We start from the raw sequence: 23,370 nt of genomic DNA, 5'->3' as shown, positions 1-23,370 counted from the left end.
AGGAAGCACATGATTGAACAGAAAGGAATTCTTTTCATCCTGTCCGGCCCATCAGGTGTCGGGAAAGGGACGGTAAGGAAGGCATTATTTGAACAGGATACACATTTACGTTACTCGATCAGTATGACGACTAGAAATATGCGTCCGGGAGAACAAGATGGTGTAGACTATTTCTATAAATCAAAGGAAGAATTCGAGCGTTTGATTACGCAGAATAAGCTTTTGGAGTACGCGAGCTATGTCGACAATTATTACGGCACACCGCGTGATTATGTAGAAGAAACTTTAGAAGCTGGTCACGATGTCTTCTTGGAGATTGAAGTACAGGGAGCATTGCAAGTGAAAGAGAACTTCCCGCAAGGTGTTTTCATTTTCCTTATCCCGCCTAGTCTAGAGGAATTGAAGAATCGTATCGTTGGCCGTGGCACGGAGACACCAGACTTGGTGAAAAACCGATTGAATGCTGCTCGCGATGAGATTGAGATGATGGATGCATATGATTATGTGGTTGTGAATGACAAGCTTAATCATGCTGTCTCTAAGATTCAATCAATCGTGCAAGGTGAGCATTGCAAGCGTGAGCGTGTTGCCAAAGAATACAAGAAAGCATTGGAGGTAAACTAATATGATGTTAGAACCGTCTATTGACAAACTGCAGGAAAAAATCAACTCTAAATACACACTGGTTACGTTATCATCACAGCGTGCCCGTCAGATGCAGGTAACGAAAACGACGAAAATTGCGAATCCGAAATCGTATAAAACCGTTGGTATCGCACTTGAAGAGATTCAAGCTGATCTATTGGAATACACAGAAGAATAAACGGTGAGGATGCCAGGCGCATCCGATTGAGATGCCCTCGCGTTGGTGAAGACCAAGCGGGGGTTTCTTTCTTATTGTAATCAGGAGGGGAAAACACAATGAATTTAGCTGGCAAGACGATTTGTCTAGGGGTTTCCGGCGGAATCGCGGCTTATAAAGCATGTGCGCTGACAAGCAAATTAACACAAAAAGGTGCCGATGTTCACGTTATTATGACGCAGCACGCAGCAGAATTCGTGTCGCCGCTCACGTTCCAGGCATTATCCCGCAACCCTGTTTATACAGACACATTTGATGAAAAGCATCCGGAAAAAATCGCTCACATTGATTTAGCAGACAAAGCAGATTTGTTCCTGCTTGCACCGGCAACAGCTAATCTGATTGGTAAAATTGCTGGAGGCATTGCCGATGAGATGCTCACCACAACATTACTTGCAACAGAGGCACCAGTTTATATTGCACCAGCCATGAATGTACATATGTATGCCCATCCTGCTGTAATTCGTAATATGAAGCAGCTCGATGCATGGGGGTATCGTTTCATCGAGCCGGAAGCTGGCTATCTTGCTTGCGGATATGTTGGAAAAGGCAGATTAGAAGAACCAGAATCGATCATTCGAATCTTGGAAGAACAATCAGGACAAGCGCAAGATCTTGCTGGGAAGCGGGTATTAGTGACTGCTGGTCCGACACAAGAGACGGTTGATCCTGTTCGTTTCTTTACTAACCATTCGTCAGGCAAAATGGGCTATAGCTTAGCGGAAGCTGCCGTCAAACGAGGAGCTGAAGTTACGTTGGTAAGTGGTCCTACCCAGCTGACAGCGCCAGCCGGTGTGAAGAAAGTAGATGTTGTCAGTGCGGATGATATGCTGCAGGCAGTGCTGTCTGTATATGATGAGCAAGATATTGTCATCAAATCGGCAGCGGTAGCCGATTATCGTCCAGTTCAAACTTCAGACAAAAAAATGAAAAAGCAAGCTGGCAATCTTGTTATTGAGATGGAGCGGACAACGGATATTCTATTAACACTTGGTCAGCGTAAACAGCAGCAGTTCCTAGTTGGTTTTGCTGCTGAGACAGATGATGCGATTGCGTATGGATATGGAAAACTGGAGCGAAAGCACTTGGATGCTATTTGTGTGAACACAGTAGGTAAAGACGGTGCCGGCTTCCAATCAGATACCAATGAAGTAACGTATCTAAACAAGGAAGGCAAGACGCAGTATTTTCCTTCCAATACGAAGCAGCAAATTGCCCATCAAATTCTAAACGAAATTTTGGCCGACATGGAGGCAGATGAAGTATGAATATCGCGAAGGTTGTTGTGGACGTCCCGGCTAGTCAGACCGATCGCGTCTTTGACTATCTGATTCCAGCAAAGCTGATGGATGTCCTGCAGCCGGGGATGCGTGTGATTGTTCCATTTGGCAACCGTCGTATCATGGGGTTTGTTTTGCAAATCAGCAATAAAACCGAAGTGGACAAGCTAAAGGAAATTCAGGAAACAATGGACTTGCTCCCAGCACTGACTCCGGAATTGCTCGATTTAGGTGTATGGATGGGCGAACAAACATTGAGCTTTCACATCACTGCATTGCAAGCGATGCTGCCGCAAGCGATGAAAGCGACCTATAAGAAAATACTAGTTCGTACTGGAGACATACCAGACGAGTTGCAGTCGGTATTTTCTAATGATGACACAGCTTTATTTGAACAGTTCGAACAAGCGCGTGTCTCTTTTGCTTTGCTGCAGCAAGCTATCAAGGCAGGACAGGTGGAGCTACGCTATCAAGTTAACTCCAAGGAAACGAAAAAAACAGTCCGCATGATTGATACAAAGAAGCAAACCGAAGAGCTGCAATTGGAGCTTGCCAAGGTAAACCCGCGGGCGATGAAGCAAAAAGCACTATTGGAGCATTTCATCGAAGAACCTGGACCGGTAGCGCAAAAGCAGCTGCTATCGATTTACCAGACGACAGCTTCTACACTAAAGCCCTTACTCGATGCAGGTATCCTGCAGGCATATGATAAAGAAATAATGCGGGATCCGTATGAAGATAGAAAAATAGAGCCAACAAGGCCATTGGAATTGTCTGATTCACAAGCCCAAGCACTCCAACCAATTTTGGAGAGTATTTCAACTGAAAAGCATGATGTTTTCCTTTTGCACGGCGTTACCGGAAGCGGAAAAACGGAAGTATACTTGCAAGCAATCCAGCAGGTGCTGGACAAAGGGCAAGAAGCGATTGTACTCGTACCTGAGATTGCCCTCACACCGCAGACTGTGAATCGTTTTAAAGGGCGGTTTGGCTCTGATGTTGCTGTGCTGCACAGCGCGTTGTCAGCAGGTGAAAAATACGATGAGTGGCGTAAGATTCAACGTAAGACAGTGAAAGTTGCCGTCGGAGCCAGATCGGCAATATTTGCGCCATTTGAGAATTTGGGCATTATCATAATTGATGAGGAACATGAAACAAGTTACAAGCAAGAGGATCATCCCAAATATCATGCTCGAGATATCGCCATTTTCCGCGGCAAGTATCACCACGCTCCCATCGTCCTTGGCAGTGCAACACCATCACTTGAATCATACGCCAGAGCAGAAAAAGGCGTCTACCAAATGCTCGAACTTCCTGAGCGGGTAAACGATGCAACAATGCCGGATTATCAAATCATCGACATGCGCGATGAACTGCATGCAGGCAACAGGTCTATCTTTTCTCGTGAGCTGCTGGATCAGATGAAAGAACGAATTCGTAAGAAGGAACAAACAGTCCTATTCTTGAATCGACGTGGTNAGGCGTCTACCAAATGCTCAAACTTCCTGAGCGGGTAAACGATGCAACAATGCCGGATTATCAAATCATCGACATGCGCGATGAACTGCATGCAGGCAACAGGTCTATCTTTTCTCGTGAGCTGCTGGATCAGATGAAAGAACGAATTCGTAAGAAGGAACAAACAGTCCTATTCTTGAATCGACGTGGTTACAGCACATTTGTTATGTGCCGCGATTGCGGTCATACAGTTGAATGTCCGCACTGTGACATTACGCTGACGTATCATCGCAGCAGTGAGCAGCTGAAATGCCACTATTGCGGATATGAAGAACCTGTTCCTCATTTTTGTCCGTCCTGTGAAAGTGATACGATCCGCTATTTTGGTACCGGAACCCAAAAAGTCGAAGAAACATTAACACAGCTTCTGCCGGAAGCACGTATCATTCGCATGGATGTGGATACGACAAGAAGGAAAGGATCCCATGAAAAACTGCTCGGCGCATTTGGAAGAGGAGAAGCTGACATTCTGCTCGGCACCCAGATGATTGCAAAAGGCTTGGATTTTGAGCGCGTAACACTAGTAGGCGTTTTAGCGGCTGATTCCATGTTGCATCTGCCGGATTTTCGTGCTGCGGAGAAAACGTTCCAGCTGCTCACACAAGTGAGCGGACGTGCTGGCAGACATGCCCTTCCGGGAGAAGTAATTATTCAGACTTACTCACCGGAACACTACAGTGTAGAGCTTGCAGCCTCAGGCGATTACCGGCCGTTTTTCCAAACGGAAATGCAAACGCGCAGAGTGTTTCAATATCCGCCTTATTTTTACTTGGCGCTGCTGACAATCAGCCATCAAAACCAAGTGAAAGCCATGCAGACAACACAGACGATCGCCCAGCTGCTGCAGAAGCATTTGTCTGACCAAGTAAGGATATTAGGTCCTACTGCATCTCCATTGGCGCGAATCAAAGATAGATATCGCTTCCAGTGCATGATAAAATACAAAAACGAACCGAACCTTCGTGATGTAATCCGGAGAATTCTCCATTATTACGAAGACGCACGGAAAAAAGAAGATTTGCAAATACATGTTGATTTACAGCCGTATTCGCTCATGTAAGAAAGGAGCTATTTTAAAATGAAACGAATTGTATTCATGGGTACACCTGATTTTGCTGTACCATCACTAAAACAATTGACAGAGGAGGAGTGCGAGGTAGTGCTCGTTGTCACCCAGCCGGACCGCCCGAAAGGCCGCAAAAGAGTCCTCACCAGCTCCCCTGTTAAAGAGGAAGCATTAAAGCACGGAATCCCGGTTTACCAGCCGGAAAAGATTAAAGAAAGCTATGAAGAAATCTTCTCCTATGAGCCAGATCTAATTGTAACAGCTGCGTTTGGGCAGATTCTGCCAAAAGAGCTGCTTGATTATCCGAAATATGGCTGTATCAATGTGCACGCATCACTATTGCCAGAACTACGCGGCGGAGCACCGATTCACTATGCTATTCAGCAAGGGAAAGCAGAGACTGGCGTGACAATTATGTATATGGTAGAGAAATTGGATGCAGGGGATATGCTGCTGCAGCGCTCTGTGCCAATTACGATGCAAGATCACGTCGGTACGATGCATGATAAATTAGCTGTATTAGGAGCAGAGATGGTGCATGCTATTCTGCCAGACATCTTCGCAAAATCAATAAATCCTATTCAGCAGGACGAAACCAAAGTGACCTTCGCGCCGACAATCAAGCGGGAACAGGAAGTAATTGATTGGAACCGTTCGAACTGGGATGTTTTCAATCATATTCGCGGCATGCATCCTTGGCCGGTAGCATTCACCACGTATCAAGGCAAGCCATTTAAAATTTGGTGGAGTGAATTGCTTGAACAAAAATACGAAGGTGAACCTGGGCAAATTGCAGCTTGTGAACAGGATGGTATTGTTGTCATCTGTGCTGAGAACACGGCTGTTAAATTAACGCAAGTACAACCAGCAGGAAAGAAACAAATGACGGCGGCAGATTTCCTGCGCGGTGTAGGTAAAGATATGCAAGCTGGAGAAAGGTTGGGCCAGAATGAAGAAGTATGAATTACGTGATACGGCAGTCACACTGCTTTCCAGGATTGGGGATCAAGGGGGCTACAGTCATCTGCTGCTTGATAAAACAATCCAAACGAAAGGTTTTGACAGCCGTGATACGGCGCTGTTAACCGAAATCGTTTACGGAACATTATCTTATAAACTGACGCTGGAATACTTTCTGCGTCAATTTGTTAACAAGAAATTAGAAAACTGGGCCCGCTGGCTGCTTTTATCGGCATTTTATCAAATGTATGTATTAGATCGTGTGCCTGACCATGCGGTTATTCATGAATCGGTGGAAATTGCTAAACAGCGCGGGCATAAAGGAATTGCCTCTCTTGTTAATGCTGTCCTGCGCAATGTACAGCGAAAAGGATTCCCGAACTTGGATAACATACAAGATCCTGCTGAGCGCATTTCTTTGGAGACAAGCCATCCAAAATGGCTTGTGGAGCGTTGGATTTCTCAGTATGGCGAAAAAACAGCTCGGGAAATGTGTGCCGTCAATCAAGTGGAAAAGCCAATAAGCGTCCGTGTGCAGCCTATGCTGACAACACGTGAAACTGCAATGGAGGAGCTAGCGTCACAAGGATTTACAGTGCGTGCCTCGGCTATTAATCCACAAGGAATTATTATAGAAAAAGGAAATATCCTAAAAAGCGATTTGTTTTTGTCTAACCAAGTAACAGTACAAGATCAGACAAGTATGCTTGCTGGTCAAATGGTTGATGCTGCACCTGGGATGACTGTGTTGGATGCTTGCAGCGCACCTGGAGGTAAAACGACGCATGTTGCTGAAACGATGGAAAACGAAGGAAAGCTTTTTGCTTATGACCTGCATGCGAAGAAAGCGAAGCAGGTTAGTCAGAAAGCTGAAAAATTGAAGCTCACCATCATTGAAGCAAATCAAGCTGATGCTCGTCATTTGCAAGAGACACATGCACCGGAGACCTTTGACCGTATCCTGCTTGATGCACCTTGTTCCGGCCTTGGTGTTTTGCGTGGAAAACCAGATATTAAATATCACAAATCAGAGCAGGATGTCTTGTCGCTTGCTTCCATCCAGGCGGAACTGCTGCATGATGTGGCGCCGCTTCTAAAAGTCGGCGGAAAGCTTGTTTATAGTACATGTACAGTAGATAAGGCCGAAAACGAGCAAGTGGTACAATCCTTCCTTGCTGAGCATCCAAACTATGAGGTTGATCCGGCCTTTCAGCATGAGTTGCCGCAAGCGGTACAGGATGCGCCTGGTCTAAGTTCAAATGGCTTACAAATATTCCCGCAGGATTTTGATACAGATGGATTTTTCCTTGTACGTCTTGTTAGAAAAGCGTGAAAAATGTGGTAGGATAAATTTGGAGCAGCAAACAGACTGCATATAGATGAGGTGAGTAGCGTGAGAGGTTATTTCATTACCGACCGAGGTCAGATTAGAAGTCATAACGAAGATGCGGGCGGGGTATTCTCAAATGCCCATGCGCAGCATTTAGCTGTCATTGCCGATGGTATGGGCGGGCATAAAGCAGGCGATGTTGCCAGTGAGCTGGCTATATCACATTTACGACAGTGGTGGGATACGGTTAGTGCGTTCGTCTCTCCGCAGGAAGCGGAAGAAGCGATTCAACAAGCCATCAGAGAAATCAATTTGCATGTCTATGAAGAATCCCGCCAAAACGAAGAGCTGAATGGTATGGGAACAACAATTGTTGCTGCCCTGTGTACAGATAATTTCGTTACGATTGCACATATTGGAGATAGTCGCTGCTATTTGCTGAATGAAGAAGGATTCAAGCAAGTGACGGAGGATCATTCTCTTGTAAATGAGCTCGTCCGGTCCGGAGAGATTACCGAACAGGACGCGGAAAACCATCCGAGGAAAAACGTCCTGCTTCGCGCACTTGGTACGGATCAAAATGTAGAGATGGACGTGCTCTCCATTACTTGGGATGCCGGTGATCGTCTGCTGCTATGCTCTGATGGTTTATCAAACAAACTGGACAAACAGGAGTTATTGCAATACCTCACATCGGAAGAAGATATTGAGAAAATCGCTTCTCAGCTCGTGTCTGTCGCTAATGATCGCGGCGGGGAGGATAATATCTCCTTAGTAATTGCTGATTTGGCGGATGCACCAGTCCGAGAGGGGGCATAGCATGCTGGAAGGACGTACGCTGAATGAGCGGTATGAAATTCACCGCCTAATCGGCGGTGGCGGTATGGCGAATGTCTATCTGGGCCAGGATATTATTTTGGACCGCGAAGTAGCCATTAAAGTCTTAAAGCTGGAATACGCAAATGATGATGAGTTCATTGCCAGGTTTCATCGGGAAGCACACGCAGCAACGAGCCTTTCCCATCAAAACATCGTTACCATATATGACGTCGGTGACGAGGATGGCATTTACTATATGGTCATGGAATATGTCAGCGGTATGACGCTAAAGCAATACATACAGGCGCATGGGCCAATTGTGGTGCCAGATACGGTAGATATTATGAAACAAGTCACTTCCGCAATCTCACATGCCCATGCTAACGGAATCGTGCATCGGGACATTAAACCTCAAAATATCCTGATTGATAATTACGGTAAAGTGAAAGTGACCGATTTTGGCATTGCGACCGCGCTGAGTGCTACTTCCTTAACACAGACCAATGCAATGCTTGGATCTGTGCATTATTTGTCACCGGAACAAGCAAGAGGCGGCATAGCAACAAAGAAATCGGACATCTATTCGCTAGGAATTGTCATGTTTGAGCTGCTGACCGGACGTCTCCCGTTCTCTGGTGAGTCTGCAGTTAGTATTGCCTTAAAGCATCTGCAAAATGATACGCCATCTGTCAGACGCTGGGCTGGGGATATTCCGCAAAGTGTCGAAAACATTGTGCTGAAGTCAACAACGAAAGATCCATTTTATCGCTATATGAGCACGTATGATATGGAGTCGGATTTGGAAACTTGCTTAGAGCCAAGCCGGGCTGATGAAATGCGTTTTGAGCCGCCAAAAGAAGAAGGGGACACAACGAAGGCTATCCCGATTATTACCGAAAATGATCTGAACAAGGCTTCCTTAGCAGATACGATCGTTCATAACGGAAATACAAATCCGCCAAAACAAACAGAAGAACAAAAGCCGAAGAAGAAAAAGAAACGCTGGAAAGTTTTTCTTTGGGCTGTCGTTGTTCTTATAGTGCTCGCTGTAGTAGGAGTTGGTGTTGTCTTAGCAATGTCGCCAAAGGAAATAACGATGGTTGATGTAACAGACCAGCCTTACGCAGATGCTGTAGACAGACTGTCGGATTTGGATTTGCGTGTAAAACGAGAAGTAACAGCATCAGATACAGTTGAAGAAGGAAATGTCGTGAAGACGGATCCTACGGCGGGCAACAAAATTAAAGAGGGATCAAGGGTTACCGTCTATACGAGCATCGGGAAGGAAAAAGAAGATTTTCCAGATTACGAGGGGAAATCATTTTCCCAGGTGGAAAAACTGTTAGAAGATAAAGGCTACAAAAATGTCCGCTCCTATGAGGAATTTTCGGATGAACCAGAAGGAACGATCATCTCGCAGATACAGCCGCAAGCGGGAACAGGAGTAGTGCCGGAGGAAACAACTGTCATCTTTGAGGTGAGCAAGGGGCCGGAAGCTGTTACGCTGACAGATCTCTCCGGTATGACAGAAGAAGAGGCACAGTCCTATTTGGACAAAAACAATTTGAATGGCAGCTTCATTGAGCAGCCATCTGATGAAGTAGAACAAGGAGTTGTCATCCGCCAAGAGCCGGCTGCCGGGAATTCTGTCGAAGAAAACGGCAGCGTGGATGTGTATATTTCCACTGGACCAGAAAACCTTCCGCCTGCGACGCATACTGTGACATTCACTGTGCCGTACGAGCCAGCTGAACCTGAATCAGGTGAAGAGACAGATGAAGCAACAGAGGAAGAACAAGAGCCGGTGCCGCAAAAGGTGCAGATTTATGTTGGGGATGCTGATCACGATATTACGGAGCTTTATGACGAGCGCTCGATCACAGCAGATGAAGAAGTAACGCTGCGACTAAGTATTCCTGCAGGGGGAGAAGCCGAATACCGGGTAATGCGTGATGATGAAGTATATTTAGAAGAAACGGTACCGTATGAAGACAGGGAAGGTGAATAGATGCCAACAGGAAAGATTATGAAAGCACTGAGCGGTTTTTATTATGTGCTTACAGCAGACGGAGAAACCTACCAATGCCGCGGCAGAGGCGTATTCCGTAAACAGAAAATCACACCTTTAGTTGGAGATGAAGTAGAATTCGATGCCGAAACGAAATTGGAAGGCTATGTGCATGATGTACGGCCGCGCAAGAATGAGCTTGTCAGGCCTCCAATCGCCAACATTGATCAAGCGATTATCGTGACGTCAGCTGCACAGCCTGATTTCAGTACAGTACTGCTGGACCGCTTTCTTGTGTTGGTGGAATCCAAGCATATTGACCCGGTCATTTTTATTACGAAGATTGATATGCTGACAAAGGACGAGCTTGCAAAAATAGAAGTTTATAAGCAGGAATATGAAAAAATCGGCTATTCTGTCGAGATGTTATCTTCAAAAGAAGAAACGAATTTGGAGCAAGTAAAACATCATATGAAAGACAAGATATCAGTTATTGCCGGGCAGTCAGGTGTTGGAAAGTCATCCATGCTGAATGCAATTGATCCGCGCTTGGAATTGGAAACAAAAGAAATTTCCGAAAGTCTGGGACGCGGGCGACATACGACAAGGCATGTGGAGCTTATCCCAATCGGAGGCGGACTTGTAGCTGACACGCCTGGATTTAGTTCGCTTGAATTTACCGAGATTGAGTCCGAGGAGCTTCCTTCTTGTTTTCCAGAATTCAGAGAACGAGAGGAAGGCTGCAAGTTCCGTGGCTGTATGCATCACCGTGAACCGAAATGTGCAGTGAAGCAAGCGGTAGAAGAAGGGGAGATACCAGAATACCGCTATACGCATTATTTGCAATTCCTAGAAGAAATCAAATCAAGAAAGCCGAGGTATTAATAATGACAAAAATCGCACCATCTATTCTTTCAGCTGATTTTGCAAGTTTAGGAAATGAAGTTTTAGATGTGGAAAAAGGCGGAGCAGATTATATCCATGTAGATGTGATGGATGGTCATTTTGTACCGAACATTACCATCGGACCGTTAATTGTCGAAGCAATCCGTCCGGTAACAAAGCTGCCTCTTGATGTTCATCTGATGATTGAGAATCCAGATAGCTATATAGAAACATTCGCAAAAGCAGGCGCTGATATTATTACCGTACATCAAGAAGCTTGTATCCACCTTCACCGTACGATTATGTTAATTAAAGAACAAGGGCTGAAAGCTGGTGTGGTTTTAAATCCTGCAACGCCTGTCAGTCTGATTGAAGAAATACTTCCGGAATTAGATATGGTTCTGTTGATGACAGTTAATCCAGGCTTTGGAGGACAGAAGTTCATATCGTCTGTATTGAAGAAAGTCGAGGAGCTTTCCCGGCTCCGTTCAGCTTTGGAACTTGATTTCGAGATCGAAATTGACGGCGGTGTGAACGTAGAAACGGCAAAATTATGTACGGATGCCGGAGCGGATGTATTAGTTGCTGGCAGTGCTGTCTATGGCAAGGAAGACAGAGCAGCAGCGATTGCTGCGATTCGGGAAGCGGCTGAATAAAACATGAGCGCCAAGCTTAGTATCGGTATTGTCGGCGGTTCGGGAAACCTGCCTGACTTGAACCCAGCTGCGCATACGATATGGATTGGAGCAGATGCCGGTGCACTAGCACTGGCATCTGCTGGTATTCGAATGAAGTTTGCTGTAGGTGATTTTGATTCGGTTTCAGAAGAGGAGCTAGAGACGATCAAGCAATACGCTGATGAAGTAACCGTCTTTCCTCCTGAGAAAGATGAAACAGATTTCGAGCTTGCTATTCGGCAAGCCAAGGAGATAAAAGCAGATGAGATAGCTGTTTATGGCGTGACTGGCGGGCGGCTTGATCATGAGCTGGTCAATATTCAAATGCTATACCGCCTGCTGGATAGCTTCTCTCGTTCTATTATCATTGATAGGCAAAATAGTGTTCAGATGCACCGACCAGGTACATATCATATAGAACAAGACCAAAACTACCGTTATATTTCATTTCTTTCATTTTCTGAGCAAGTTACTGGTCTAACCTTGACCGGCTTTAAATATCCTTTAACAGATGCCGGCATCCAATGGGGGGGGACGCTGTCCATCTCTAATGAGCTTGTTGCACAAACTGGTACTTATTCTTTTGTTACAGGCATAGTAATAATGATAAAGAGCAAGGATGTACAAAAGCTACAGCGTTAAGCTGCTCAGAAAAAGGAGGAAGGGGACCATATGAAATTCTATACCTTTAAACTCCCGAGGTTCATCGGTGGCTTTGTTCGCGTCATTATCGGCACATTTAAGAAAGATTAGCACAAAAAAAAAGCACCCTTTCCATGAAAGGTGTGCTTTTTTTGTCGCATGCGAATGCTCCATAAAAGTATTTTAGAAATGCTATTTATACGCGTTCGATGTTACCTTTTTTAAGTGCACGAGCTGATACATAAACTTTTTTAGGTTTACCATCAACAAGAATGCGAACTTTTTGAACGTTTGCTTTCCAAGTACGTTTATTAGCGTTCATGGCATGAGAACGAGCATTTCCAGAACGAGTAGTACGTCCAGTGATTACACATTTGCGTCCCATGTTATCCCTCCTAATATGACGATTAATTGTAACACTAAATAAATCTATCATAACTCAGCACGTAATGCAATAAAATACATCAAGAAAATTTACTTGACAGTGCAGTTTTTATCGGGCATTGTAAAAAGGGCTATTTTTAATCCGCTTTCAAATACAGCTTCCATATAGTATAGTAGGTGTAGATTTGAGTAGCGTTAGGAGGAGCCATTATGAGCTTTCATCTTACTACGGAAGATGGAAATATTACAATTGCGACGGATGTAATCGCGACATTGGCTGGAAGTGCTGCGGAAAAATGCTACGGCATCGTCGGTATGGCTTCCAGACATCAGTTACGCGACGGAATAGCAGAAATTCTTCGCAGGGAAAACTATTCAAAAGGAATAGTTGTTACCCAGGCGGACAACAAGGTCCAGATCGACTTGCATATTATCGTAAGCTATGGAACGAAAATATCGGAGGTTGCGCATAATGTGCAATCCCAAGTGAAGTATACATTGGATCGGGCATTGGGCGTGCTGACAAGCTCTGTAAACATATATATACAAGGCGTCAGCGTTTCTGCAGACTAAACAGCCGGCAGATTTGAGGAGGAAACAGTTTGAGTGTTCGACATATAGATAGTAAGACATTTTCAGCGATGCTGCTCACAGGTGCGCACCATCTATCAAATAATGCCAATACAATTGATGCACTGAATGTATTTCCTGTGCCTGATGGTGATACAGGTACGAATATGAATTTAACAATCACAGCTGGTGCGAAAGCGGTGCAAGAGACAGACAGCAAGGAAGTAGGTCAGATTGCGTCAGCGTTTGCTAAAGGATTATTAATGGGTGCGCGCGGTAATTCCGGTGTCATCCTTTCCCAGCTTTTCAGAGGCTTTGGTAAAGCGCTTGAAGGTAAAAGTGAATTAACAGCCGGCCAGCTCGCTAATGCTTTGGATGCTGGTACGAAGACAGCATACAAAGCAGTTATGAAACCGGTAGAAGGTACGATTCTGACGGTGGCAAAAGATGCAGCAGCTGCAGCAGTTGAGAAATCACGGACAGAGGCCGATCCTGTGGAATTGTTCCGTTATGTGGTGGAAGCTGCGAAGCAAAGCCTTAGCCGAACGCCAGAATTGCTTCCAGTTTTAAAGGAAGTTGGCGTAGTGGATAGCGGTGGTCAAGGATTGGTAACAATCTATGAAGGGTTCTTAGCATCGCTGACAGGCGAAGAACTGCCGGAAGCAGTTCAGCATGGCAGCATGGATAACCTTGTTAGTGCCGAACACCACAAGCAAGCGCAGGACTTCTTAGATACAGCGGATATCACGTTCGGCTATTGCACAGAGTTTATGGTAAAGTTCGAAGCGGACAAGCTGCAGCAGCATCCTTTTGATGAGCAAGCTTATCGCGAGGAACTAAATGAACGCGGAGATTCTTTGCTTGTTGTAGCAGATGAAGACGTCGTGAAAGTGCATATCCATACGGAGTATCCTGGCGATGTGATGACGTACAGTCAGCAATACGGCAGCTTGATTAATATGAAAATAGAAAATATGCGGGAACAGCACGCAGCGATTGTTGGCAAAAAAGAAGCGGCGAGAGAGCACAAGCAGCATAGTATTGTAACAGTTGCAATGGGTGACGGTGTGAAAGCATTGTTTGAAAGTCTAGGTGCGAACGTTGTTATATCTGGCGGTCAAACAATGAATCCGAGCACGCAGGATATTGCAGATGCTATCAAAGCCGCAAATGCTGATGCTGTCTATATATTGCCGAATAACAAAAATATCACCATGGCTGCAGAACAGGCAGCTGAAATGGCAGATACAAATGCATTTGTCATCCCTACGAAAACAATCCCTCAAGGAATGCGCGCACTGCTTGCTTATGACGAGACACAGGCAGCTGATCAGAATGCAGCTGCTATGAGAGATGCGATGACGCAGGTGAAATCCGGCCAAGTTACGCATGCGGTACGAGATACGACGATTGAAGGCGTCAGCATCAAGGAAGGGCAATATATCGCTATTTTGGAAGGGAAGATTATATCTGCTGCTTCCGATGCGGATGAAGCCTTAGAGCTGCTTCTTCGCAAGATGGTTGATGAAGAAGATGATGAATTGATTACAGTCATTCGCGGAGAAGATGCAAGTGCTTCTGGTGAGCGATTAGAAGCATTCATCGAAGAAGAATTCCCAGATGCAGAACTAGAGATACATGACGGCAATCAACCGGTTTATACGTATCTTGTTGCAGTTGAATAAGGAAGGGAAAGCTCCTGCTACAGGAGCTTTTTTCATTGTTTGCAGTAGGAACATATGTGTGCTGCATGCCTGAATACATGCTAAAATAGATATAAGAGTAAAGAAAGAGGAGTGAGCCTATGAAATATCAATCCGTATTCGATATTATCGGACCGGTAATGGTCGGTCCATCTAGTTCGCACACTGCCGGTGCTGTGCGTATCGGCCGAGCGGCGCGCCTTATCTTCGGTAAAGAACCAACGTGGGCAACCGTTCACCTGTATGGCTCGTTTGCGAAGACGTATCGAGGACATGGAACTGATCTGGCTATTGTTGGCGGTCTCTTAGGCTATGACACAGATGATGATCGAATCAGGTTCGCATTAGAAACTGCAAAACAGAAAAATATGAAAATAGAATTCATTGAAGATACAGCAGCTACAGAACATCCGAACACAGCGCGAGTGAAGCTCGGAACAGAAGATAGCAGCATGGAGCTCGTCGGTGTTTCTATCGGCGGAGGAAAAGTAGAGATTACGGAATTGAACGGCTTTGAACTGCGTATGTCAGGTAATAAGCCGGCTATTTTGATTATGCATAATGATCGCTTTGGTGCAATTGCTTCAGTGACCCAACTTTTAGCTATGCATGAGATTAACATTGCGCATATGGAAGTTTCCCGTAAAGATGTCGGGAAGGACGCACTAATGGTGATTGAGACGGACCAAAACGTGGAGGACAATGTGATGAAAGATTTGGAGCATGCATCGCATATAAACCGTGTGTCCCGCTTGATGAGTTGACAGGAGGAATGAACATGTTTCGCAACGTAGCGGAATTGATTGAACAAGCAAAAGCAGATAGCATTTCCATTTCAGAGGTGATGATTCGCCAGGAAATGGATGTCCATCAGCGCTCTCGTGAGGAAGTGATGGGACAGATGGAGCGAAATCTAGTAATCATGGAGGAAGCTGTGGAACGAGGTTTGCAAGGGGTAACCTCTCATTCTGGCTTAACCGGAAATGATGCTGTATTGCTTCAGCAATATATGGAAAAAGGCAACACACTCTCTGGTCATCTGCTGCTGGATGCAGTAAGTAAAGCTGTTGCAACGAATGAAGTAAATGCCGCGATGGGAATGATTTGCGCCACGCCGACTGCAGGAAGTGCAGGTTGTGTACCGGGAGCGTTATTCGCTGTTAAAGAAAGGCTGCAGCCGACTCGCGAGCAAATGATTCGTTTCCTATTCACAGCAGGAGCTTTTGGATTTGTGGTAGCGAATAATGCCTCCATCAGCGGGGCTGAAGGAGGCTGTCAAGCTGAAGTTGGCTCTGCGGCTGCAATGGCTAGTGCAGCGGTAGTCGAAATGGCTGGCGGGACACCAGAACAAAGTTCCGAAGCATTTGCGATTACGTTAAAGAATATGCTAGGGCTCGTGTGTGACCCGGTTGCCGGGTTAGTGGAGGTTCCATGTGTAAAACGGAACGCGGCTGGTGCTTCCAACGCAATTGTGTCTGCTGATATGGCGTTGGCGGGGATTACGAGCAGAATTCCTTGCGATGAAGTGATAGGAGCGATGTACCGTATCGGACGTTCGATGCCATCATCCCTTCGAGAAACAGCAGAAGGCGGCTTGGCGGATACACCGACTGGACGCCGACTAGCAGCTATGATTAATGGGATAACAAAAGAGAAAGAGTGAGAAACGTGCTGAAGCAACCGGTTGATCAAGTAAAAGGAATCGGTGACAAGCTTGCGGAAGGATTGGCGAATATGGGGATCTTCACCGTGGAAGATCTCCTTTTTCATCTGCCATACCGTTATGATGTTTTCGAAGTCCAGCCGCTAGCTGAACTGATTCACGACGATAAAGTGACAATTGAAGGGGAAATCGCCTCCCCTGCCCAAGTACAGTATTATGGCCGTAAGAAAAATAGGCTGACTGTAACACTCCTTGTAGAAAATGTTGCAGTGAAGGCCATCATGTTCAATCGCGCCTTTGCTCAAAAGCAGCTGCTTCCGGGCCGGCGAGTGACGATGACGGGCAAGTGGGACCAGCACCGCCTGCAGCTTACCGTTAGCAATTTTAAGCTAGGCGATGCAGATGAAATGACACCAATCCAGCCTGTCTATGGTGTTAAGGGCAGTGTGACAGTGCGGCAGCTCCAAAAAAGCGTAAAGCAAGCACTGGATCAATTCGAAACAGCTATCAAGGAAGTCCTTCCAAGTACATTTTTGAGGAGCTACAAACTGCCAGATCGCAAAACAGCGCTTCAACATATGCATTTTCCAGCTGACAGGCAGTCGCTTGCGCATGCTAGACGGAGATTTACGTATGAGGAATTTTTGCTTTTTCAGTTGAAAATGCAATTCATTCGTAAGAAAAAACGGGAAGCGAGCGCTGGCGGCAGTTTGTATTATGACAGAGAAAAAGTGAAAGACTTTATAACGACGCTTCCGTTTCAGCTGACAAATGCCCAGCAGCGCGTTTTGAAAGAAATCATGCGTGATCTTGGGTCAGCTTACCGCATGAATCGTCTCCTGCAGGGGGATGTAGGTTCAGGTAAGACAGCAGTTGCGGCTGTTGCGCTGTACGCTGCGGTAACTGCCGGGAAGCAAGGTGCCATTATGGTGCCGACGGAAATACTGGCAGAACAGCATGCACAGTCATTGGCTGCTATGCTGGATGGGTACGCAACGGTAACCTTGTTAACAGGAAGTGTAAAAGGCAAACGGCGTAAAGCTATCCTCGAACAAATAGCGAATGGCGAGGTTGACATTGTTGTCGGTACGCATGCACTCATCCAAGATGAAGTCCACTACAAGGAGCTTGCGGTGGCAATTGTCGATGAACAACATCGCTTCGGTGTGCAGCAGCGTCGAACACTCCGTGACAAAGGACTGCATCCGGATGTTTTGTTTATGACTGCTACCCCAATCCCGCGTACGTTGGCGATTACCGCTTTTGGCGATATGGACGTCTCTGCTATTGACGAAATGCCAGCAGGACGGAAAGAAATAGAGACTTATTGGGTAAAAGAAAATACGGTTGACCGGGTGTTGGATTTTATCCGTAAAGAAGTAGCAGCAGGTCATCAAGCCTATGTGATTAGTCCGTTAATAGAGGAATCAGACAAGCTGGATATCCAAAATGCAGTTGATCTTCATCAGATGCTGGCTGCAGTGTTTGAACCAGACATTCGGGTCGGACTCATGCATGGCCGGCTGCACCCAGATGAGAAAGAAGCTGTGATGAAGGAATTTGCCGATAATGAGACACAAGTTCTTGTTTCCACGACAGTTGTAGAAGTCGGGGTAAACGTACCGAATGCAACTTTGATGATCATATATGATGCAGAACGGTTCGGCTTATCGCAGTTGCACCAGCTGCGAGGGCGTGTCGGACGCGGAGATGCACAAAGCTACTGCATCCTAATTGCAGAGCCAAAAGGAGAAATCGGGAAAGAACGGATGCGAATCATGACCGAAACAACCAATGGATTTGAGTTGTCTGAGCAAGATTTACAGCTGCGGGGACCTGGGGATTTCTTTGGCAAAAAGCAAAGCGGTATTCCAGAATTCAAGGTGGCGGATATGGTGCATGACTACCGTGCGTTGGAAACTGCGCGCAAGGATGCAGAAGAAATTATCGCGGAAGAAAAATTAGAAAATGATCCGGATTATCGCAATTTGTTAGAAGCCTTAGATGCCCAATTTGCATTGAATGGAGAAGTGCTTGACTAAAAACGGCTGTTGCAATTTAAAGCCTGCTATTATATATTACCTTTAGTACCTAGTCTTAATTTTGGCGGTGGAGAAATGAGAAGAAGCAAAAAAGACAGACAGGACTTGTTACGGCAAACGATTGAACATACACCGTTCATTACAGACGAGGAATTGGCCAAAAAGTTTGGTGTCAGTATTCAGACAATCCGGCTGGACCGAATGGAGCTGACGATACCGGAACTGAGGGAACGGATTAAGCATGTTGCTAATTCCCAATGGGATGAAACCGTAAAATCTATCAATATCGATGAAGTAATTGGTGAGATTATTGATTTGGAGCTTGATGAACGGGCAATAAGTATATTAGATATTAAACCAGAGCATGTGTTCACACGAAATCAGATTGTCAGAGGGCATCACTTATTTGCACAAGCGAACTCTTTGGCAGTCGCCTTGATAGATGATCCGCTGGCGCTGACCTTTCATTCGGAGATTACATTTACTAGACAAGTAAAGCTGCATGAACGAGTAGTTGCCAAGGCGAAGGTCATTCGTCAGGATCGAAAACGAACAGTCATTGAAGTAGAAAGTGCTGTAGAACAAGAACAAGTATTCAAAGGTACGTTCGAGATGTTTCGCTCGAGCGTCAAAGAAGGGAATTAAGTTATGCGAATCGCAATTGATGCAATGGGCGGAGATCACGCACCAGAAGAAGTTGTCAAAGGTGCCGTACTCGCAGCAACAGAGGATGCCTCTTTACAGCTGACGCTTGTTGGAGATCAGAAAAAGATCGAACCGCATCTTGGCGAGATACGACCGTCGAACATTCAAATTATACATACGGAGGAGTTCATTACAGCAGACGATGAACCGGTGCGAGCTATCCGGCGCAAAAAGCAATCCTCTCTTGTACTGACAGCGCAAGAAGTGAAAGAAGGGCGAGCTGATGCTTGTGTATCGGCCGGTAATACAGGTGCACTTATGACGGCGGGCCTCATGGTTGTCGGAAGAATTAAAGGAATTGAGCGCCCTGCGCTTTCACCAACGCTGCCTACAGTGGACGGAAAAGGATTTGTACTGCTTGATGTTGGAGCGAATATTGATGCGAAAGCAACTCACTTACTCCAGTATGCGGTAATGGGTTCCATCTATGCAGAAAAAGTTCGCGGCATTGACAATCCGCGAGTAGGACTGCTTAATGTTGGTGCTGAAAACGGAAAAGGCAATGATTTGACGAAGAAGGCGTTCGAACTTCTTAGCCAAGCACCAATTAATTTTGTCGGTAATGTAGAAGGCCGCGATTTTCTATCTGGTGATTTTGATGTAGTCGTGACAGATGGTTTCAGCGGGAATATTGCTTTAAAGACAATTGAAGGTACGGCTTCGATGTTTTTCTCCATGATAAAAAAAGCGTTCTTGCAGAATATGAAAACAAAGCTTGCAGCAGGCATGATGAAGCCGCAGCTGAAAGAAATTAAAGCCAGCACAGAATATGCGGAATACGGCGGAGCAGCGTTGTTCGGATTAGGAGCACCAGTTGTGAAGGCACATGGTTCCTCTAACGCACGAGCAATTCAAGTTGCAATCAAGCAGACAAAACAAATGGCAGAAAAAAATGTAACAGGAATTATTGAAGATACGATTAAGCAAATCAAGACGGATGAGGAGGAAGTATAAGTGAAAAGAGTAGCATTTGTATTTCCGGGGCAAGGCTCCCAAGCAGTAGGCATGGGACAGGAAATGTACAATGAATATCAGGAAGTCAAAAGTCTATTCCAGACTGCAGATGAATTGCTTCCGCACCCAATTACACCCCTAATGTTCGAAGGGCCAGCCGAAGAACTGACAAAGACGGAGAACGCACAGCCTGCGCTGTTATTAACAAGTGCAGCAATTTTTCAGGTATTGCAAAATGAAGGTGTTCGTCCAGTTGTTACAGCTGGTCACAGCTTAGGTGAGTACAGCGCACTAGTTGCTGCTGGCGTATTTTCTGCAGAAGATGCAGCAGTGCTTGTCAACAAGCGCGGTCAGCTTATGGAGAAAGCTTATCCAGCTGGACAAGGCTCTATGGCAGCTGTTCTTGGGCTTGGAGTAGAAGAGATTCAGGCCGTCCTGCAAACAGTCAATGATACGCATAATGAAATTGTCGATGCAGCTAATATTAACTGCCCTGGCCAAGTGGTTATTTCCGGTACGAAAAATGGCATTGAGCTTGCCGAGCCTTTGCTGAAGGAAGCCGGTGCAAAGCGTGTGCTTCCGCTGAATGTGAGCGGTCCGTTCCATTCCCGTTTGATGAAAGAAGCGGCCGAAGAATTTGGTTCTGTCTTGAAAGAAGTTGAAAAGACAGATGCATCAATCCCGGTGTATGCCAACGTAACAGCAAATAAAGTACAAGACCATAAAGATATCGAGCAGCTTCTCATTGAGCAGCTTTACTCCCCTGTGCGCTTTGAAGAGACGATTGTGAATATGCTGCAGGATGATAACCTTGATGCAATTGTAGAAGTAGGAAATGGCAAAGTGTTAAGTGGTCTTGTCAAAAAAATCAACCGTCGCACAACAACTTTCAACGTCCAAGATTCTGAATCATTGCAGGCTTTCTTGACGTGGTATAAGGAGGAAGCGTAATGTTAACAGGCAAAGCGGCACTTGTAACAGGTGCATCCCGTGGAATTGGCAGAGAAATCGCACTAGAGCTTGCACGTAAAGGAGCGAATGTGGCAGTCAACTATTCTGGCAGCAAAGAAAAAGCCGAGGCTGTTGCAGAAGAAATTCGCGCAATTGGGCAGGAATCTATCGTAATCCAAGCGAATGTAGCCGAAGAAGACAGCGTCAAAGCTATGGTCAAGGAGACAATTGACGCTTTCGGAAGTCTGGACATACTAGTAAATAATGCTGGTATCACACGTGACAATCTGCTAATGCGCATGAAGGAAGAAGAATTCGATGCAGTTATCCAAACGAATTTGAAAGGTGTCTTCCTTTGCACAAAAGCCGTTACACGTCAGATGATGAAGCAGCGAGCTGGACGTATTATTAATGTGGCGAGCATTGTAGGCGTAAGCGGTAATCCTGGACAAGCGAATTACGTTGCGGCTAAAGCGGGTGTTATCGGATTGACGAAAACAGCTGCGAAGGAATTGGCAGCTCGTAATGTCCTAGTTAACGCTGTTGCGCCAGGATTTATTACGACAGATATGACAGATGAACTGACAGAAGACCAGAAACAAGCAATGCAAAGTATGATTCCGCTTGGCAAACCTGGTAAGCCGGAAGATGTTGCGCGTGTCGTACGATTCCTCGCTTCTGAGGACAGTAATTACATGACTGGACAGACGCTGCACATCGATGGCGGCATGGTAATGTAATTCCATAAAAAAACCTGTAGTTTTCCGGGACAAAATGTCCTATAATAACGAAGGGAGGTGAGTTTCCTATGGCAGATGTATTCGAGCAAGTAAAACAAATCGTTATTGATCGTCTTGATGTAGACGAATCCAAAGTAACACTAGAAGCTTCTTTCAAAGAAGATCTAGAAGCAGATTCCCTTGATGTAGTGGAATTGGTTATGGAATTGGAAGATCAATTCGACACGGAAATCTCTGATGAAGATGCGGAAAAAATCGCAACTGTTGGTGACGCTGTAAACTACATAAACAGCAAACAGTAAGATTTAAATAAGATGCATAGGTGAAAGTCCCGCTTAATTAGGCGGGGCTTTCTCCGCATTATCACACCATTTAGGAAAGTGGGGACAGCAGTATGACATTACAAAAACTGCAGGAGCAGCTAGAAATCTATTTTCATGATGAAGCTTTGTTGCAGAATGCTTTAACCCATTCATCTTATGTGAATGAACATCGCCACCTGAAGAAGACGGATAATGAACGCTTGGAATTTTTGGGCGATGCCGTACTCGAACTTGGCGTTTCTCAATTCCTGTACAAGCATTATCCTGATATGCCGGAAGGAAATATGACCAAGCTCCGAGCAGCAATCGTCAGGGAGGAGTCCCTTGTGCTATTTGCTAAAGAGATGGATCTTGGTGCATATGTTCTGCTTGGCAAAGGTGAGGAGCGTACTGGCGGAAGAACGCGTCCAGCACTCTTGGCAGATGTTTTTGAAGCATTTGTTGGTGCGTTGTATTTGGACCAGGATTTTGAAGTGGTACTCCGGTTCTTCGATAGAATCGTATTCCCGAAAATCAGCCAAGGTGCTTTTTCACATGCGATGGATTATAAGAGCAGATTGCAGGAAGTCGTACAGCAGGATAAGGATAAGCTGATCACTTATGCAATTGTCGACGAAAGAGGACCGGCACATAACCGAGAATTTGTTGCTGAACTGAAAATTCAAGGTGACTTGGCAGGCACTGGAGTCGGCCGTACCAAGAAAGAAGCGGAGCAGAACGCTGCCCGTATTGCATTGGAAGTTTTGAAGGCATAGGAAGAGAAGCTTGGAGAAGTGCTTAAATCAGAGGAAAATCCGAACCGATGAAGATTCTTTAACAAGAATTCGCATTGATTCGGATTTTTTAGTTGTGCTAGATATGGGATCGACATAAAAACTGGTAATTCAGGACGGACGAAAAAAACTTTTGTAACGCTCTGCTGAGTCCTAGCTGCTTTCACTTTCTGTATCTTGCCAGCTCTTGGATGAAAGCTTCTGTTTCATATACACTTAGTTGTCCTTGCGATTCAATATGATCATACAGATCTTTAATATCCTGGTACTTCTCCAGCTGATAATCTTCCGGCTGCATGATCGAACGGTTAACGACAGAGAGGCGATCAGCAATCGTGTTAATCAAGATTGCTAAATTCTCCTCTGATGCTTGTTCAAGCTGCATGGTCAGCCTCCTTTGCGCGTAATTGATACCTATTATGTACCTTTAGTTTATGATAAAATAAATAAGTTAAAAACGAAAGAAAAATTACCAACAATGCAGAATAAGCGAAATGCTTTTATATAGGAGAATG

At 45.4% G+C, this 23,370-nt stretch carries 25 protein-coding genes and 1 pseudogene; 24 read left to right on the top strand and 2 right to left on the bottom strand.

The window, feature by feature from the left end:
- Positions 1–9 precede the first annotated feature (9 nt).
- The 13 genes and pseudogenes from gmk to spoVM all read left to right on the top strand — a co-directional run bounded on the left by gmk (position 10) and on the right by spoVM (position 12,158).
- Positions 10–624: a guanylate kinase gene (gene gmk / locus B1K52_RS15160; RefSeq protein WP_077309690.1), complete on the top strand. Its 615-nt coding sequence runs from the start codon at positions 10–12 to the stop codon at positions 622–624.
- A 1-nt stretch (position 625) separates the two neighbouring features.
- The gene (gene rpoZ / locus B1K52_RS15155; RefSeq protein WP_373022542.1) at positions 626–823 is read left to right on the top strand and encodes a DNA-directed RNA polymerase subunit omega; all 198 of its coding nucleotides are present in this window, start codon (positions 626–628) and stop codon (positions 821–823) included.
- 98 nt (positions 824–921) lie between these two features.
- The gene (gene coaBC / locus B1K52_RS15150) at positions 922–2,130 is read left to right on the top strand and encodes a bifunctional phosphopantothenoylcysteine decarboxylase/phosphopantothenate--cysteine ligase CoaBC (RefSeq protein ID WP_077309688.1); all 1,209 of its coding nucleotides are present in this window, start codon (positions 922–924) and stop codon (positions 2,128–2,130) included.
- Complete coding sequence (gene priA, locus B1K52_RS15145; RefSeq protein ID WP_077309686.1) at positions 2,127–3,659, top strand: replication restart helicase PriA; 1,533 nt, start codon at positions 2,127–2,129, stop codon at positions 3,657–3,659. Before coaBC ends, priA (B1K52_RS15145) begins: the two co-directional genes overlap by 4 nt.
- Positions 3,587–4,720: pseudogene (gene priA / locus B1K52_RS15140) on the top strand (replication restart helicase PriA); the annotation flags it as partial. The gene priA (B1K52_RS15145) and the pseudogene priA (B1K52_RS15140), both read left to right, overlap by 73 nt.
- An 18-nt stretch (positions 4,721–4,738) precedes the next feature.
- Entirely contained in the window at positions 4,739–5,689 is a 951-nt protein-coding gene (fmt, locus tag B1K52_RS15135) for a methionyl-tRNA formyltransferase (RefSeq protein ID WP_077309682.1), read from the top strand.
- Entirely contained in the window at positions 5,676–7,019 is a 1,344-nt protein-coding gene (rsmB, locus tag B1K52_RS15130; RefSeq protein ID WP_077309680.1) for a 16S rRNA (cytosine(967)-C(5))-methyltransferase RsmB, read from the top strand. The genes fmt and rsmB overlap by 14 nt, the downstream gene beginning before the upstream one ends.
- A gap of 60 nt (positions 7,020–7,079) precedes the next feature.
- Positions 7,080–7,835, top strand: a complete 756-nt coding sequence (locus tag B1K52_RS15125) for a Stp1/IreP family PP2C-type Ser/Thr phosphatase (protein WP_077309678.1) — start codon at positions 7,080–7,082, stop codon at positions 7,833–7,835.
- A 1-nt stretch (position 7,836) separates the two neighbouring features.
- Entirely contained in the window at positions 7,837–9,843 is a 2,007-nt protein-coding gene (gene pknB, locus B1K52_RS15120; protein ID WP_077309676.1) for a Stk1 family PASTA domain-containing Ser/Thr kinase, read from the top strand.
- Positions 9,844–10,728, top strand: a complete 885-nt coding sequence (gene rsgA, locus B1K52_RS15115; RefSeq protein WP_077309674.1) for a ribosome small subunit-dependent GTPase A — start codon at positions 9,844–9,846, stop codon at positions 10,726–10,728.
- 2 nt (positions 10,729–10,730) lie between these two features.
- Positions 10,731–11,384 carry a ribulose-phosphate 3-epimerase gene (gene rpe / locus B1K52_RS15110; RefSeq protein WP_077309672.1) on the top strand — a complete coding sequence of 218 codons (654 nt, stop codon included), beginning with the start codon at positions 10,731–10,733 and terminating at the stop codon, positions 11,382–11,384.
- Positions 11,385–11,387: 3 nt separating this feature from the next.
- A complete protein-coding gene (locus B1K52_RS15105; protein WP_077309669.1) occupies positions 11,388–12,047 on the top strand; it encodes a thiamine diphosphokinase in 660 nt (219 codons plus the stop codon).
- A gap of 30 nt (positions 12,048–12,077) precedes the next feature.
- A complete protein-coding gene (gene spoVM, locus B1K52_RS15100) occupies positions 12,078–12,158 on the top strand; it encodes a stage V sporulation protein SpoVM (protein WP_077309667.1) in 81 nt (26 codons plus the stop codon).
- A gap of 85 nt (positions 12,159–12,243) precedes the next feature.
- On the opposite strand, the gene rpmB is transcribed toward spoVM, so the two are convergent.
- A complete protein-coding gene (gene rpmB / locus B1K52_RS15095) occupies positions 12,244–12,432 on the bottom strand; it encodes a 50S ribosomal protein L28 (RefSeq protein WP_038560076.1) in 189 nt (62 codons plus the stop codon).
- A gap of 209 nt (positions 12,433–12,641) precedes the next feature.
- On the opposite strand from rpmB, the gene B1K52_RS15090 reads away from it, so the two are divergent.
- From B1K52_RS15090 to rnc, 11 genes are all read left to right on the top strand, one after another.
- Positions 12,642–13,004 carry an Asp23/Gls24 family envelope stress response protein gene (locus B1K52_RS15090; protein WP_077309665.1) on the top strand — a complete coding sequence of 121 codons (363 nt, stop codon included), beginning with the start codon at positions 12,642–12,644 and terminating at the stop codon, positions 13,002–13,004.
- Between the two features lie 29 nt (positions 13,005–13,033).
- On the top strand, positions 13,034–14,686 hold the full coding sequence (locus tag B1K52_RS15085; RefSeq protein ID WP_077309663.1) for a DAK2 domain-containing protein: 1,653 nt from the start codon (positions 13,034–13,036) through the stop codon (positions 14,684–14,686).
- 119 nt (positions 14,687–14,805) lie between these two features.
- Entirely contained in the window at positions 14,806–15,468 is a 663-nt protein-coding gene (gene sdaAB, locus B1K52_RS15080; RefSeq protein WP_077309661.1) for an L-serine ammonia-lyase, iron-sulfur-dependent subunit beta, read from the top strand.
- A gap of 14 nt (positions 15,469–15,482) precedes the next feature.
- Positions 15,483–16,367, top strand: a complete 885-nt coding sequence (sdaAA, locus tag B1K52_RS15075; protein WP_143588895.1) for an L-serine ammonia-lyase, iron-sulfur-dependent, subunit alpha — start codon at positions 15,483–15,485, stop codon at positions 16,365–16,367.
- A 5-nt stretch (positions 16,368–16,372) separates the two neighbouring features.
- Entirely contained in the window at positions 16,373–18,409 is a 2,037-nt protein-coding gene (gene recG, locus B1K52_RS15070; RefSeq protein ID WP_077309657.1) for an ATP-dependent DNA helicase RecG, read from the top strand.
- Between the two features lie 75 nt (positions 18,410–18,484).
- Complete coding sequence (gene fapR / locus B1K52_RS15065) at positions 18,485–19,054, top strand: transcription factor FapR (protein ID WP_077309655.1); 570 nt, start codon at positions 18,485–18,487, stop codon at positions 19,052–19,054.
- Between the two features lie 3 nt (positions 19,055–19,057).
- Positions 19,058–20,068 (top strand): phosphate acyltransferase PlsX, encoded by a 1,011-nt coding sequence (gene plsX / locus B1K52_RS15060; protein WP_077309653.1) that lies wholly within the window; start codon positions 19,058–19,060, stop codon positions 20,066–20,068.
- Positions 20,069–21,019: an ACP S-malonyltransferase gene (gene fabD / locus B1K52_RS15055; RefSeq protein ID WP_077309651.1), complete on the top strand. Its 951-nt coding sequence runs from the start codon at positions 20,069–20,071 to the stop codon at positions 21,017–21,019. It abuts the gene before it with no gap.
- Positions 21,019–21,759: a 3-oxoacyl-[acyl-carrier-protein] reductase gene (gene fabG / locus B1K52_RS15050; RefSeq protein ID WP_077309649.1), complete on the top strand. Its 741-nt coding sequence runs from the start codon at positions 21,019–21,021 to the stop codon at positions 21,757–21,759. Before fabD ends, fabG begins: the two co-directional genes overlap by 1 nt.
- A gap of 68 nt (positions 21,760–21,827) precedes the next feature.
- Positions 21,828–22,061 (top strand): acyl carrier protein, encoded by a 234-nt coding sequence (gene acpP, locus B1K52_RS15045; protein WP_077309647.1) that lies wholly within the window; start codon positions 21,828–21,830, stop codon positions 22,059–22,061.
- Positions 22,062–22,153: 92 nt separating this feature from the next.
- Positions 22,154–22,837, top strand: coding sequence for a ribonuclease III (rnc, locus tag B1K52_RS15040; protein ID WP_077309644.1), 684 nt, complete (start codon positions 22,154–22,156; stop codon positions 22,835–22,837).
- A 181-nt stretch (positions 22,838–23,018) separates the two neighbouring features.
- Here the strand turns inward: rnc and B1K52_RS15035 are convergent, their stop codons facing one another.
- Complete coding sequence (locus B1K52_RS15035) at positions 23,019–23,240, bottom strand: DUF1128 domain-containing protein (protein WP_077309642.1); 222 nt, start codon at positions 23,238–23,240, stop codon at positions 23,019–23,021.
- Between the last annotated feature and the right edge of the window lie 130 nt (positions 23,241–23,370).

It is taken from the genome of Terribacillus halophilus (assembly GCF_900162685.1).
In the GTDB taxonomy this organism is placed as follows: Bacteria; Bacillota; Bacilli; order Bacillales; family Amphibacillaceae; genus Terribacillus; species Terribacillus halophilus_A.
This window is presented reverse-complemented; position numbering and strand designations above follow the sequence as displayed.

What these genes read in the sequence shown, in the direction of transcription:
- plsX (WP_077309653.1), top strand. Translation starts at nt 19,058, where the DNA reads ATGCGAATCGCAATTGATGCAATGGGCGGAGATCACGCACCAGAAGAA.
- B1K52_RS15105 (WP_077309669.1), top strand. Translation starts at nt 11,388, where the DNA reads ATGAGCGCCAAGCTTAGTATCGGTATTGTCGGCGGTTCGGGAAACCTG.
- fapR (WP_077309655.1), top strand. Translation starts at nt 18,485, where the DNA reads ATGAGAAGAAGCAAAAAAGACAGACAGGACTTGTTACGGCAAACGATT.
- fabG (WP_077309649.1), top strand. Translation starts at nt 21,019, where the DNA reads ATGTTAACAGGCAAAGCGGCACTTGTAACAGGTGCATCCCGTGGAATT.
- rnc (WP_077309644.1), top strand. Translation starts at nt 22,154, where the DNA reads ATGACATTACAAAAACTGCAGGAGCAGCTAGAAATCTATTTTCATGAT.
- rpmB (WP_038560076.1), bottom strand. Translation starts at nt 12,432, where the DNA reads ATGGGACGCAAATGTGTAATCACTGGACGTACTACTCGTTCTGGAAAT.
- rpe (WP_077309672.1), top strand. Translation starts at nt 10,731, where the DNA reads ATGACAAAAATCGCACCATCTATTCTTTCAGCTGATTTTGCAAGTTTA.
- pknB (WP_077309676.1), top strand. Translation starts at nt 7,837, where the DNA reads ATGCTGGAAGGACGTACGCTGAATGAGCGGTATGAAATTCACCGCCTA.
- acpP (WP_077309647.1), top strand. Translation starts at nt 21,828, where the DNA reads ATGGCAGATGTATTCGAGCAAGTAAAACAAATCGTTATTGATCGTCTT.
- B1K52_RS15035 (WP_077309642.1), bottom strand. Translation starts at nt 23,240, where the DNA reads ATGCAGCTTGAACAAGCATCAGAGGAGAATTTAGCAATCTTGATTAAC.
- gmk (WP_077309690.1), top strand. Translation starts at nt 10, where the DNA reads ATGATTGAACAGAAAGGAATTCTTTTCATCCTGTCCGGCCCATCAGGT.
- sdaAB (WP_077309661.1), top strand. Translation starts at nt 14,806, where the DNA reads ATGAAATATCAATCCGTATTCGATATTATCGGACCGGTAATGGTCGGT.
- fmt (WP_077309682.1), top strand. Translation starts at nt 4,739, where the DNA reads ATGAAACGAATTGTATTCATGGGTACACCTGATTTTGCTGTACCATCA.
- B1K52_RS15090 (WP_077309665.1), top strand. Translation starts at nt 12,642, where the DNA reads ATGAGCTTTCATCTTACTACGGAAGATGGAAATATTACAATTGCGACG.
- coaBC (WP_077309688.1), top strand. Translation starts at nt 922, where the DNA reads ATGAATTTAGCTGGCAAGACGATTTGTCTAGGGGTTTCCGGCGGAATC.
- sdaAA (WP_143588895.1), top strand. Translation starts at nt 15,483, where the DNA reads ATGTTTCGCAACGTAGCGGAATTGATTGAACAAGCAAAAGCAGATAGC.
- rsgA (WP_077309674.1), top strand. Translation starts at nt 9,844, where the DNA reads ATGCCAACAGGAAAGATTATGAAAGCACTGAGCGGTTTTTATTATGTG.
- spoVM (WP_077309667.1), top strand. Translation starts at nt 12,078, where the DNA reads ATGAAATTCTATACCTTTAAACTCCCGAGGTTCATCGGTGGCTTTGTT.
- rsmB (WP_077309680.1), top strand. Translation starts at nt 5,676, where the DNA reads ATGAAGAAGTATGAATTACGTGATACGGCAGTCACACTGCTTTCCAGG.
- rpoZ (WP_373022542.1), top strand. Translation starts at nt 626, where the DNA reads ATGATGTTAGAACCGTCTATTGACAAACTGCAGGAAAAAATCAACTCT.